The following is a 12492-nucleotide window of genomic DNA, read 5'->3' as shown; positions in this document are numbered from 1 at the left end:
CAGGGCGCGCGCGTTCGGTTAAGTCGACCCGCGCGCGACGCGCGACCGAGCACGCCATGCCTGCCGATCAAACGCACCATTCGACGCTTGGGGCTCCAGGTCGCCTCGCGGCGCCCTCCGCCCCAATCCCCGAAGTCCTCGCCGAGCTCGCCGGTCATCCGCGCGGCGACGATCTGGCCCGCCTCGTCCACGCCATCGCGTTCGCCTGCGCCGACGAGCGAAGGACCTCCCTGCCCGACGGGGCCCGCGACGCCGCCGCCCGGCTCGGGCTCTCGACCGAAGACGCCGAGACCCCCTTCGGTAACGTGCTCGCCGCACTCGAGCGAAGCCCGAACGAGCCCACAGGGCCGGCGACACGCGCGCTCCTTTCAGCGCTGCTCGCCCGCGGCATCGCGCTCGCCCCGCCGGAAGGCGTGGAGGCCGAGCGGCGCGTGGTCGAGGCGCTCGCGTGGGTCGCCGCGCACACGCCGCTCGATGCGCTGTCCGCGATCGATGCAGCGCTCGGGTCGAAAGCAGACGGGCTCTGGCGGGAAGCCGCAGCGCTCGTGCGCAGGGCGGACGAAGGCGCGGCGCCGCTCGTGGGGCGCGCCGGGGCGCTCGTGGTGGCCGCGGCGCTCGGCGCGAGTTCGTCGTCGGCTGCGCGGGACGACGCGCGGGCGCTCGCCGCCGAGGCGCGTGATCCCGTGGTGCGCGCGCTCCTTCAGGACGCGCGGAGCCCCGGCGCCGCCGCGGCCGCCGGAGAGCTCGTCCCGGCGCCGCGTGGCCCGGTGGCGCTCGTGCTGCTCGCCGTGACGGGCCTGCTCTTCCTCATGCCGCTCGCCCGCCTGATCGGGCGTTTCGTGCTCCGGTACCGTTGCCCCGCGGAGATGCGGGTCTCGCCGCGCTCGATCACGGTGCTCGCGAAGACGGAGCTGCTCGGACGGACGGTGCGCGAGCGGGAGATGGTCTTCCCGGTCGAGGGCCTTTCGCGTGTGGCCCGCGAGGTGCGGTATCCGCGGCTCGCGATGTACGCGGGGCTCTTCGCGCTGGCGATCGGCAGCTACGTGGGCATCTCGCTCTTCGTCGACGGCGCGCGCGCGGGCTCGCCGGATCTGCTCGGCATGGGCGCGCTGCTCGTGGCCGTCTCCATCGCGATCGACTTCGCCCTGACGAACCTGATGCCCGCCGCGCGTGGTCGTTGCCGCGTCGTGCTCGTGCCGCAGAAGGGCAAGGCGGTCGCGCTCGGCCGCCTCGATCCGGCGCTCGCGGACAGCGCGCTCGGCCGCCTGCTCCAGAGCAGCTCGTCCTGACGGCTGCGCCGACGCCTCTCGGAAAAACGATCGAGAATTTGGCCCGACGCTCACGCCTCGGATAGGGGACGTCGTGTACCGGCGATCCGGCGCGCGTGGCGCAGCCGGGTGGGCGAGGACCGACCCCAGAGGCGTACGCGCGTGGTGCGCGGCCGAGGCGGCAGCCTGCCGGATCGGGAGAGGTGTCTCATGCGACGCAAGAGCGAGATGCTGGCGGAGCTCAAGCAGATGTTGAACGAGGCCCTTCGCGCGCAGAGCGCGGGCGCGAGCTACACGAAGCTCGCGAAGGCGCAGGGCGCGGTCGACGGGTACATGCGGGCGCTGCTCGACTCCGGCGTCGCCACGAAGCAAGAGCTGCTCGAGCTCGTCGCCTCGGAGCGCGCGCGGGTGAACGGCCCGGCAACGCGTGAGATGCTCCTGGAGACCGCCGCAGAGATCGCCGCGGCGTAACGCGGATGGGGAAGGGGAGGGCGCGCCCCGGAGAGCGCGCCCTCGCCGTGCATCAGGGCGAGACGATCGCCACGTCGCCGCGCGGCCCCGCCTCACCGAGGTGGCGCCACCAGTTGACGAGCATCAGCTTGCCCTCGACCTCGATCGGGCGCGAGAACGCGCCGGCGAAGCCGTCCTGCTCGACGGCGCGCACCTTCCAGGTGATCTGATCACCCGTCGGCGTACCCACGGCATACCGCAGCTTGCCGGCCGTCGCGTCCTGGTAGGTGATGTGGATCTCGCCGCTCGCGCCGACGTAGATCGCCGAATCGTCGCCGACCAGGTGCTGGCCGTCGTCGAACTTCGTCGCTCCATCAACCGTGAGGCCATCGTCCACCATGCCCGTGAGCTTGACGGTCGTGCCCTTCGTGACCTGCGCGTAGCGGAGGCCTTCGGACAAACCGTCGACGTAGGAGAGGTGCCAGTCGCCCTTCTCGTCGATGAAGAGCGAGGCGCCGATGCCCATGTCGCCGGTGTCCGTGCCGTCGGCCGCCTGCCCGTCGACGATCGTCGTCTGCCACATGCCCGCGTTCTTCGAGGCGATCACGAGGTTGCCCCGGATGCGATCGTAGAACGCGAGGCCAAGCCCGCCCGCGGGATCCTGCGCGAGCGAGATGTAGTCGCCGTAGGCCTCGGGGTAGGTGTCGATCTTCGCTCCGTCGACCGTGTCCGCGCACTGCGTCGCGCCGCTGATGTCCACGCACGCCGAACCCGATCCGCACTTGGGATCGCACGCCGTGAGCTTCTCGTGGCATCGACCGGTCTCCTGCACGCACACGTCGCCGAGCGCGCAGTTGTACGCACGGCAGGGCGTGGCTTCGTCGACAGCCACGTCCTCGAACGTCCAGTCCGCCTCCGTCGGCGTCGCCGTCGTCGCCGTGGCGAGGCGGACCTTCGACACGACCACGCCGTCCTTGAAAGGCTCGATCGAGAGGTACGCGATGGTGGGTTTGTCGCCCACCATGATGAGCTTCGCGTACCGCCCGATGTCGGCCTGCGCCTTCTTCTCGATCGTGATGGTGTTCCAGCCGCCGCCCACGCGCTGGGCGAACTTGAGAGCCTTGTTCGTCCGGTCGTAGTAGGCGACGGAGGGGTTGCCCTCCTTGCTCAGGGCGATGCTCGTCCACGTGCCGACGTCGTCGCCCGATTCGAGCTGACCGCCGCGGAAGCCGTTCTTGTTGAACTTCGTCGGATCGACCGCAGGCTCGGCCGGGACGCCGTCGATCGCGGTCCAGCCGACGCTCGTGCCGTTCCACGTGCCGACGACGAGATCACCCCAGCTATTTTCGTTCGCCCAGTCCGCCTCGACGTACCCGGCGACCCAGATCGACTTGCCCACGACCGCGACCGACGTGTACGCGCCGATGAGCCCGGGTTCGAGCGTCGTGCAGCCGGGCGCGACGCAGCTATAGCCCGCGGCGATCGCGCTGTCGTCGCCGCCGCAGCTGCAGCCGGCGAACGAGCCCGCCGTGCCGATGATCGCGAGCCCGGAGAGCGCGCGGATCGCGCGGCGCGACGAGGCGCGACGCGCGGGAGCCGGCGCCGCCGCGGGCTTCGCAGCCGCGGCCTTCGGCGAGCGACGACGGCCAAACCGGATCACCGCGCCGAGCAGCGCGAGGCCGACGACCCACATCGTCTTGCCCTGCGTGCGATCGTCGCCGACGACGGCGCAGCCGCAGCCCTCGCCCGTGACGAGCGCGCGACCGCGGATGAGCGCCTGCGAAGCCTCGGCCACGTTGCCCTCGGCGTCCTCGGCCTCGACGTCGATCTCGGCCGACTCGCCCACGTCGATCATCCCGAGCTCGGTGGCAGGCTTCCACGTGGACCACGCGCCGCCGTCGAGCCGATAGCGCACGCGGGACTCGCCGCCGCCGCCCACGAGATCGCGCACGTCGATGGACACGCGGTTGCCTTCCTGCACCTCGCCGACCGCGATCACGGGCGGCTCGGCGTCGATCACGACCTCGATCTCGGCCGGGGTCTCGTCGAGCGTCTCGGGCTTGCCCGCGATGCGCGAACGCACGCTCACCGTGTGCTTGCCCTGCAGACGCAGCCACTCGTCGCGCACGTCGACGGTGCGCTCACGCGTGAACGGCTTCCACATGCCGCGATCGACGCGGTACGAGTACTCCACGGGCACCGCGCCCATGTCGCTCGGCGACGACATTTGCAGCGTCACGACCGGCGCGTTCTCCTCGTCCACCGTGCCGAGGCGGAAGCCCGTGCGATCGAGCTTCTTCTCGATCACGCGCGCCGTCGTCTCGATCGGCTCGGCCTTCACCGCCGAACCCGGGTTCGGCGCGAGGGGCGACGCCTGGCCGACGCCGAGCGTCGCGAAGATGCCGAGGTAGCTGTCGCTGCCCTTCGCGAGCTTGCGCAGACCGGCAGAGCCCTCGCCTTCGACCGTCTCGGGGATCGTGAGCGTGAGGCCGACCGAGCTGAGCGCGCTCGAGAGATCGATCGCGCTGATCCCGCCGAGGAACTGCGAGCCGAGGCTGCCGATGAGGCCCTGGAGCGCGCTCGCGATGACCGCCGGATCCTCCTTGAGGAGCTCGGAGTTCGTGACCACGCCGTTCGACACGCCGATCTTCTCGAGCACGGGGAGCAGGCCGTCCGGCGTGACCGTGAGGTTCACGGGGACGTCGAGATCGAAGGTCGCCGTCATGAAGCGGATGAAGCGATCCGTCGACCAGATGTAGAAGTCGAACGAGGCTTGCTCGAGCTTCACGCGGATGAGCGGATCCGTGTTGATGTCCGTGCCGTTGCCGAACGTCGCCGTCGGCGGGCGGCCCGGCCGGATGACGAGCGCGACCTGCTGCGGCTCGCGCTGGAGGCCGAGGTCCTTGAGCGAAGCCGCGAGCAGCGAGAGCGTGCCCGAGGCGAGCTGCGGCACCGTCTCGGTGGAGATGCCGAGGCAGAGGAAGCCGCTGTTGTACATGCCGTTCAGCGCGTAGTTCGCGAACCGCTCGGAGACGGCGACGCCGACGTGCGGACCGTCGAGCCCCGCGGGCCATTTCTCGACCGTGTTGCCGAGGAGCTCGTCCGGGACCGGGATGCCCGTGGGCAGCGGCATCTCCGAGAACTTCACGCACTGCGAGATGGGCGTGGGCTCCGCGCCGCCGTACATGCCGAGCGTCGCGCCGCCCGCGATCGGGTTGAGATCACCCCACGCGTAGCCGCTGTTGTCGGTCCGCGGGCTCGCGCCGCCGACCGCGAAGAGGATGTCGAGGCCGCCCTTCGTGCCGGGCGAGACGCTCGCGAGCAGGCTGCCGAGGTTCACGTTGCCGTCGGTGCCGAGGATGATCGAGGCACACTCGTCGCTCTCGGCGGTTCCATAACGACAAACGCCGCCCACGTCGTTCGTGCCGAGCGGGCAGGACGGGTTCAGATCCGGGTTCGCCTGCTGGCAGAGCTGCTGCTCGACCGTGTCGGTGAGCGTCCCGAGGAGCTCGCCGACGAGCAGATCGAAGACGATGCCCTTCATCGCGTTGAGCACGAAGTTCGAGAACCCGCCGCCGCAGAACTCGAGCGAGTCCTGGAGCTGGGTCTCGTTGATCGAGAGGGCGCCGACCTTGACGCGCGAGTAGCCGAAGCGCGAGTGCGACTGGTTCGTGTCGACCTCGATCGAGATGTCGACGTTCAGATCGATGTTCGCGAACGCCGCCGGCGTGGTGCAGCCGTTGCCCGTCAGGCGCGCCGTGGCGCTGTCGGGGATGCCGAAGTACGAGATGTCGATCGGCAGGTCCTGGAGCCGGAGCGGCAGCGGGCCCGTGATCTTGATGTTGTGCGGCGTCGACGTGTCGATGTTGAGCTGGGCGTTGCCGACGTCGATTTCCGCGACGCACCTCGGCGGGTTCGCGTTCTCGTCGGGGCCGTCGGGGCAGACGTCGTAACCGATGCCCGCGGTCGAGCCGCTCGTCTTGGGCACGGGGAACGTGACGATGCCTCCGTTGCCATTGCCGCCGAGGAGGCTCTTGGCCAGCGGCCCGAGGTTTTGCTCGAGGAACGTGAGCCCGGATTGCGTGAGTCGCACCGAGCCGGCGTTCTCGATCCGCGCAGTGGGATCGAATCCGCCGGGCAGTGGCGTCACGCCGCAGCCCGAGCATCCGCTCGAGCAACCACCGCCGGCACAACCGGCGATGAGGATCACGACCATGATCCCGATGAGATGTCTGAGAAAGCGAGGCATGGCGAAGACCTCCGAAGCGCCACCGATGACGGCCCCTCGCACACGCCAGAGGCCGTTTTTCACCGGATTTGCGCGATCGTACGCGTCCTACGGCGCACGCCGCAAGCGTGACGGGCGGGACGTCGCTCCGCGTCAGAGCGGGCAGCCGCCGTTGATCTTCACCGCGCTCGCCGCGAATTCCGCGCCGAGCTGCACCGCGTCCGCGCACATCGCGTCCGCCGCGGCGTTCGTGGCGTCGCACCAGTCGCCCTTGTAATCGATTTTTCCGCCCGCATCGCGCACGCACTTCGCGATCGGCGTGGCGCCGTCGTCCTTGCCCGTGAGGAGCGCGCAGAGCGACTTCTTCGCGAGATCGACCTCGACGGCATCCGCATCTTCGAGCGTGATGTACCCCTCGATCTTGCCCGCGTTGTTGAACGTGAACTGATTTTCTTCGGGGTACGGCTTGCAGAGGTTCAACGGATCGAGGCCCTCGGCGTTGTAGCTGCCGACGCAGTTGTTGTTGGACGAGAGCTTTCCGCCCAGGATCCGCGCCTTCTTGAGCGGCAGGAGAATGGGAGCGCCGCCCTCGGCCGTGTACACGGGGACGATGATGTCCTGACCCTCCATGACCTCGAACGAGCCCTGGGACAGATCACTCGAGAACTTGATCGGCGTGATGTTGAAGCCGCCGATCATTTCGTTCACGAACGAATAACCGTCCGCGGGGTTCGCGACGGGCTTCGCGCCGCCCGTGCAGACGGTGTTCGTCATCGTGTCGAAGTGGAGCAACCACGAGAACGTGCCCTGGCCGGACAGGTTGCACTTCGTGTCGTCCAGCGCGACGCCGCCCGCGACGGTCTTGCCGATGAAGCTCGCGGCCGCGAGCGTCGCGGGCTTGCTGATGATGATCTGCGACATGCGCAGGCCGAACTCCGTCTGGCCCGCGTTGTCGACGAGCGCGATACACGTCGGATCGGCCGTGACGCACTCGGCCGTGAGCGCGCAGTTCGCGCCCGAAGGAGGCGGCTGAGAGGGCGGGTTCTCGTCACCGCCGCAGCCGCTGCCGAGGACCCCGAGAGACAAAAGCCCGAAAGCCGCGAGCGACGCGGCCACGTTCGAAAAGCGCATCCGTGTTTCCTCCACGCAAAAAGGAGCGCGGAGACTATCACGGACGGCGGCCGCTCCGCGCGGGGCGGAGCGGCCTCATCACATCGAGCTGGCGCCGAACTCGTAGAGCTTCTGGATCTCGGCGACCCGCGCGCTGACCTCGTCGCGCACGAGCGCACCGACCTTGCCGGTGCCTACCGCCTCGACGCAAAACGACGCCGTCGCCGTCGCGTGCACCATCGCGCGACGCATCGCGAGAGGCGTGATGTCGGACTGCGTCGCGAGGTAGCCGAGGAAGCCGCCCGCGAACGAGTCGCCCGCGCCCGTCGGATCCACCTCGTCCTCGAGCGGGAAGCCGTGGGCCGCGAACACGCCCTCCTCGTCGAAGAGGAGCGCGCCATGCTCGCCGCGCTTGATGACGAGCCGCTTCGGGCCACGCGCGAGGATGTCGCGGGCCGCGCGGCGGATGTTGTGGATGCCCGAGAGCTGCCGCGCCTCCTCGTCGTTCACGATGAGCACGTCGATGCGCTTCAGCATCGACGCGAGCAGCGTGGGCTCACCCGTGATCCAGAAGTTCATCGTGTCGGCCACGACGAGGCGAGGCGCGCGCACCTGCTCGAGCACGTCGAGCTGGAGCCCCGGATGGATGTTGCCGAGCAGAAGGAGCGGCGTGTCGCGGTAAGCCTCGGGCAGGCGCGGCCGGAAGTCGGCGAAGACATTGAGCTGCGTGTCGAGCGTGGTGCGGTGGACGAGATCCTGATCGTACCGACCCGCCCAGCGGAACGTCTTTCCATTCGCCCGTTCGATGCCGCGCGTGTCGATGCCGCGGGCCTGCATGGCGATGAGCACGTGCTCCGGAAAATCGTCACCGACGACGGCGACGACACGCACCGGCGCGAAGACCGACGCGGTCATGGCCGCGTACGTGGCCGAGCCACCCACGACGTCGCGCGCCTTGCCCGAGGGCAGGTCGAGATCGTCGAAGGCCATGGATCCAACGATGAGAATCGGAGAGGACGTGCTCACGGCGGCCCCTTCTAGCACGAGAGATCCGGCAAAAGCCACGACAGCCGCGCCCGCGTCTGCTCGGGTACGAGATCACGTCGGGTCATGATCGCGTTCGCGAGCGCGCCGTGCGCCGGGCTCGTCTTGGGATCGGGCAGCGTACGCGAGAGCCCCCGAAGCGCGCGCCGCGCATACGCCACGTTCTCCCGGAGCACCGCGATCACGGCTTCCACCGTCACCGCCTCCTCGGTCGCGTGCCAGCAGTCGTAATCCGTGGACATCGCGAGCAGCGCATAGGGAAGCTCCGCCTCGCGCGCGAGCTTCGCCTCGGGCATCGCCGTCATGCCGATCACGTGCACGCCCCAGCTCCGATAGAGAAGGCTCTCCGCGCGTGTCGAGAACTGCGGGCCCTCGATGCACACGTACGTGCCGCCGCGGTGGAGCTTCTTCTGCGTGCCTTCGAGCGCCTGCGAAGCGGCGTCCCCGAGCGCGGCCGAGAGGCGCGGACAAACCGGATCGGCGAACGCCACGTGCCCCACGACGCCGCCATCGAAAAACGTGCTCGTGCGACGCTTCGTGAGGTCGATGAACTGATCGACGATCACGAGATCCCCAGGCGGGATCTCCTCACGCATGGATCCCACCGCGCTCACGCTGACGAGGTGCGTGGCGCCGAGCTTCTTCAGCGCGCACACGTTCGCCCGGTAGTTGATCTCCGTCGGCGAGAGCCGATGGCCTCGGCCGTGGCGCGGCAAGAACAGGAGCGTCGTCCCCGAGTCGCGATCGCGGCCGCGAAACACGACGTCGCTCGGCGGGCCGTACGGCGTCTCGACGTCGACCTCCTCGACGTCCTCGAGATCCTCGAGCGCGTACACGCCGCTGCCGCCAATCACCCCGAGGACGTGGCTCATGTGGAAGCTCCGACCTTGCCCTCGGCGAGCATCTGCTCGCAGAGCAGCGCGTGCCGGCCACGACGGCAACGCTCGGCGAACACCACCGCGCGGAGCTGATCGTACGCCCGCTCGAGATCGTCGTTCACGATCACGTAGTCGAAGAATCCGTAATGCTCGATCTCGCCCTTCGCCGCCTGGAGGCGACGCAGCGTGGTCGGCTCGTCCTCGGTGCCGCGTCCGCGCAACCTGCGCTCGAGCTCGGCGAGCGAGGGCGGCAGGATGAACACGGAGGCGGCCTCGGGCATGCGCGCCTTGATCTGCCGCGCGCCCTGGTAGTCGATGTCGAAGAGCACGCCGCGCGCCTCGCGCTTCGCGATCTCGATCTCGGCGACGCTCGTCCCGTAGTAGTTGCCGTGCACCGGCGCCCACTCCGCGAACGCGTGCTCGCCGATCATCCGATCGAACGAGTCCTTGTCGATGAAGTGGTACTCGCGCCCGTTCACCTCGTTCGGGCGCGGCTTGCGCGTCGTGTGCGAGACCGAGAAGCGCAGGTCGGGAAACTCCGCGCGCAGCCGGTTGCAGAGCGTCGTCTTGCCCGCCCCGGAAGGGGAGGAGACGATGAGGAGGAGGAAGTCGCTCACCATTCGTGTCGGTCTCGTGCTGGGGTTTTAGGCCTTGGCGCGTGTCCGCGTCACTCGACGTTCTGCACCTGCTCGCGGAGCCGCTCGAGCTCGACCTTGATGCCGACGACGAGCTGGCTGACCGAGGCGTCCTGGGCCTTCGCGCCGAGCGTGTTGGCCTCGCGTACCATTTCCTGGAGAAGGAAGTCGAGCCGCCTCCCCACGGGCTCGCCTCCACTCGACGCGAGCACGCCTTCGAGCTGATCGAGGTGGCTCCGGAGACGCGTGAGCTCTTCGGTGAAATCACTCTTGTCCACGAGGATCGCGAGCTCGAGCTCGAGCCTGCCTCGATCCACCGTGAGCTCCGCATTCGCGAGCAGCCGCTCGAGCCGCTCGTGCATCCGTCGCTGCGCCGCTTCGCGCAAGCCATCCGCCTGCGCAGCGATCGCCTCGATGAGGCGCCGCAGGGCCTGGCACCGCCCCGAGAGATCCGCGTGCAGCGCCTCGCCCTCGGCCCGGCACATCGCGTCCATCGCCGAAATCGCAGCCTCGATCGCGCGCCTGACCGCGTCGCGCACCGCAGCGAGCTCCGGCCCCGCCGGCGGGATGAACAGATCCGGCACGGCCGAGAGCAACGCGAGCGGAAGCTCCGCGCCCGGCGCGAGCTCGTCCCGCAGCGCGAGGAGTTGCTGGAACGCCGAGCGCGCGCGCGCCACGTCGAGCGTCGCCGCCGTCAACACCGGCCCCTCCGTGCGCACGACGAGCTCGACCCGTCCGCGACGCAGCCGCTCGCGCACCACCTGCTCGGCGAAGAGCGCGATCTCGGCGAGCTCTCGCGGCAGCCGCGTGCGAACGTCGAGGAAGCGCTGGTTGACGGAGCGGATCTCGGCGAGCACGCGGCCCTCTCCGAGGGTCACCTCGCCGATCCCGAACCCCGTCATGCTCCGCATGGCTCTGCCGGATACGTCGCTCACCGAAAGAGTGCAACAACGTTAGTTGTCACACCCGCAAGATTTGCGCTCTCCCGCGGACTTTGCGCACGTCGTTCAGCCGCCCGCCGAGCGGCCTCGGCCGGCCCGTGCGCCCGGAGCGCCTCCAGGTACGCGATCGTCGGGGCGATGCCGTCCTCCCACCGCACGGAAGGCTCGTACCCGAGGATTTCCTGCGCGAGGCTGACGTCCGCGAGCGAATGCCGCACATCACCCGGACGGGCCGGGCCGTGCTCGACATCGAGCGTCCTGCCGAGGACGCGGCCGATCTCGACACATAGCGCGTTGAGCGATACGCGCCTTCCGCCCGCGATGTTGACGACCTCGCCCGAGAGCTTCCGAGGCGACGCGGCCGCGAGCAAGTTCGCCCGCACCGCGTTGTCGACGAAGCAGAAGTCGCGCGTCTGCTCGCCATCGCCGAAGATCCGGATCGGCCTCCCCGCGAGCGCGGCGTCGACGAACCGCGGGATCGCCGCGGCATACGGCCCCTCGGGTGTCTGGTGCGGGCCGAAGACGTTGAAGTACCGCAGGCACATCGTCTCCAGGCCGTAGATCGAGGCGAAGACGCGGCAATAACTCTCGCACGCGAGCTTCGTCACGGCGTACGGCGAGAGCGGCATCGGCTGCATGTCCTCACGTTTCGGCAGGACGGGCGTCTCGCCGTACGCCGAGGACGACGCGGCAAACACGACGCGACGCACGCCGACGCGGCGCGACACGTCGAGCACGTTGACGGTGCCGCCGACGTTGACGGCGTCGCTCGTGACCGGGTCCTCGACGCTGCGCGGCACCGATCCGAGCGCGGCTTCGTGGAAAACGACCTCGACGCCCGCGGCGGCCTTGGCGACGGCCTCGGGGTCGCGGATGTCGCCCTCGATGCGCTCGACAGCGGAGGAAGGGGAGATCCCGTCGAGGTTCTCCCACATCCCCGTGGCGAGGTTGTCGAGCACGCGGACGCGCTCGCCCGCAGCGACGAGCGCCGCGACGATGTTGCTGCCGATGAAGCCGGCACCGCCGGTGACCAGGTAACGAGGGGTGGACATGCCCGTTTCGATGCTCGAATGCGCGGGCGCTCGCGACCTACTTCTTCTTGAACAGATCGTCGAGGCGGGCCTTCGACTTGGCGATCTGCGCGGACGTATCTTCCGGGACGCCGTTCTTGAACGTGAAGAACGTGCAAAAGTTCGCCTTTTCCCGGTCTGGGATGTACTCGGCGATCCGCTCCTTGCACTGGTTGTGCGCGGACGGATCCCAGTACTCGCAGTTCTTGCAGCAGTGCATGTCGACGCCGCAGTGCGGGCACGTGTCGGCGCGCTGGAGCTTCACCTCGAAGACGAGCTCGTTCTTGCACTTGTGGCAGAAGTGGCGCTTCTGCTCGACCTTCGGAATCCAGCCCATCAGTCCCTCCTCAAACGAGGCCCTTGCGGCGCTGGATCTCGTTCTTGATCTTCTGGTACTCGACCTCCCAGGTCCGAGTCCCTTCCTGCAGGTTCTTCATCTTGTTCCGGACCTCGGCGTCGAGCTCGTCGTCGGCCGCGAGGTACTTCTTCAGCACAGGCCGCATGCGACGCCGGAGGTCGTGATCCTGACCGAAGACCTCGTCGACGTTGCCCGAGTGCATGAGCATCTCGATGCACTGGTCTAGCAAGTAGTCGAGGATGTCTTCGCCGATCTTGATCCCTTTTTGCTCGGCGATGATCTTCCGGATCCGCCCGAGCTCGGAGGGCGGAAGGCCACGCGACTCCAGCGTGGCCTTCGACTTGTCCATCACTTCCTTTTCCGTCGCGAGGTACTGAGAAAAGACGGACTCCAGGTCGCGGACCACCTCTTTTCGGTCCTCACACTCGATCTCCCCGTTGTCCGCCAGGGTTTTGACGATTTCTTCGCTGAGAGGGGCAATTTTACCGCTAAAGAGGCGCATCCAACGAT

11 protein-coding genes are annotated in these 12492 nt (G+C 68.8%); 2 read left to right on the top strand and 9 right to left on the bottom strand.

Going from position 1 to position 12492, the window contains the following annotated elements; translation table 11 throughout:
* Positions 1 to 56: 56 nt before the first annotated feature.
* Both QHF84_RS20550 and QHF84_RS20545 read left to right on the top strand, forming a co-directional pair.
* Complete coding sequence (locus QHF84_RS20550; protein WP_281315040.1) at positions 57 to 1289, top strand: hypothetical protein; 1233 nt, start codon at positions 57 to 59, stop codon at positions 1287 to 1289.
* Between the two features lie 189 nt (positions 1290 to 1478).
* The gene (locus tag QHF84_RS20545) at positions 1479 to 1739 is read left to right on the top strand and encodes a hypothetical protein (RefSeq protein WP_271922482.1); all 261 of its coding nucleotides are present in this window, start codon (positions 1479 to 1481) and stop codon (positions 1737 to 1739) included.
* Positions 1740 to 1791: 52 nt separating this feature from the next.
* Here the strand turns inward: QHF84_RS20545 and QHF84_RS20540 are convergent, their stop codons facing one another.
* The 9 genes from QHF84_RS20540 to QHF84_RS20500 form a co-directional block, all read right to left on the bottom strand.
* Entirely contained in the window at positions 1792 to 5967 is a 4176-nt protein-coding gene (locus QHF84_RS20540) for a hypothetical protein (protein WP_281315039.1), read from the bottom strand.
* 132 nt (positions 5968 to 6099) lie between these two features.
* A complete protein-coding gene (locus QHF84_RS20535) occupies positions 6100 to 7077 on the bottom strand; it encodes a hypothetical protein (protein WP_281315038.1) in 978 nt (325 codons plus the stop codon).
* A 78-nt stretch (positions 7078 to 7155) separates the two neighbouring features.
* A complete protein-coding gene (locus QHF84_RS20530) occupies positions 7156 to 8082 on the bottom strand; it encodes a PfkB family carbohydrate kinase (RefSeq protein ID WP_281315037.1) in 927 nt (308 codons plus the stop codon).
* An 11-nt stretch (positions 8083 to 8093) separates the two neighbouring features.
* A complete protein-coding gene (mtnP, locus tag QHF84_RS20525) occupies positions 8094 to 8972 on the bottom strand; it encodes an S-methyl-5'-thioadenosine phosphorylase (RefSeq protein WP_281315036.1) in 879 nt (292 codons plus the stop codon).
* On the bottom strand, positions 8969 to 9598 hold the full coding sequence (gmk, locus tag QHF84_RS20520; RefSeq protein WP_281315035.1) for a guanylate kinase: 630 nt from the start codon (positions 9596 to 9598) through the stop codon (positions 8969 to 8971). The genes mtnP and gmk overlap by 4 nt, the downstream gene beginning before the upstream one ends.
* A 47-nt stretch (positions 9599 to 9645) precedes the next feature.
* Positions 9646 to 10524 (bottom strand): YicC/YloC family endoribonuclease, encoded by an 879-nt coding sequence (locus QHF84_RS20515; RefSeq protein WP_281315034.1) that lies wholly within the window; start codon positions 10522 to 10524, stop codon positions 9646 to 9648.
* 20 nt (positions 10525 to 10544) lie between these two features.
* Positions 10545 to 11606, bottom strand: a complete 1062-nt coding sequence (locus QHF84_RS20510; RefSeq protein ID WP_281315033.1) for an NAD-dependent epimerase/dehydratase family protein — start codon at positions 11604 to 11606, stop codon at positions 10545 to 10547.
* A gap of 37 nt (positions 11607 to 11643) precedes the next feature.
* Positions 11644 to 11961 carry a hypothetical protein gene (locus tag QHF84_RS20505; RefSeq protein WP_153817484.1) on the bottom strand — a complete coding sequence of 106 codons (318 nt, stop codon included), beginning with the start codon at positions 11959 to 11961 and terminating at the stop codon, positions 11644 to 11646.
* A 10-nt stretch (positions 11962 to 11971) separates the two neighbouring features.
* Positions 11972 to 12484 carry a DUF507 family protein gene (locus QHF84_RS20500; protein WP_281315032.1) on the bottom strand — a complete coding sequence of 171 codons (513 nt, stop codon included), beginning with the start codon at positions 12482 to 12484 and terminating at the stop codon, positions 11972 to 11974.
* Between the last annotated feature and the right edge of the window lie 8 nt (positions 12485 to 12492).

It is taken from the genome of Polyangium sp. y55x31, assembly GCF_029946505.1.
In the GTDB taxonomy this organism is placed as follows: domain Bacteria; phylum Myxococcota_A; class Polyangia; order Polyangiales; family Polyangiaceae; genus Polyangium.
The sequence above is the reverse complement of the archived record's forward strand: the minus strand, read 5'-3'. Positions and strand labels throughout refer to the sequence as shown.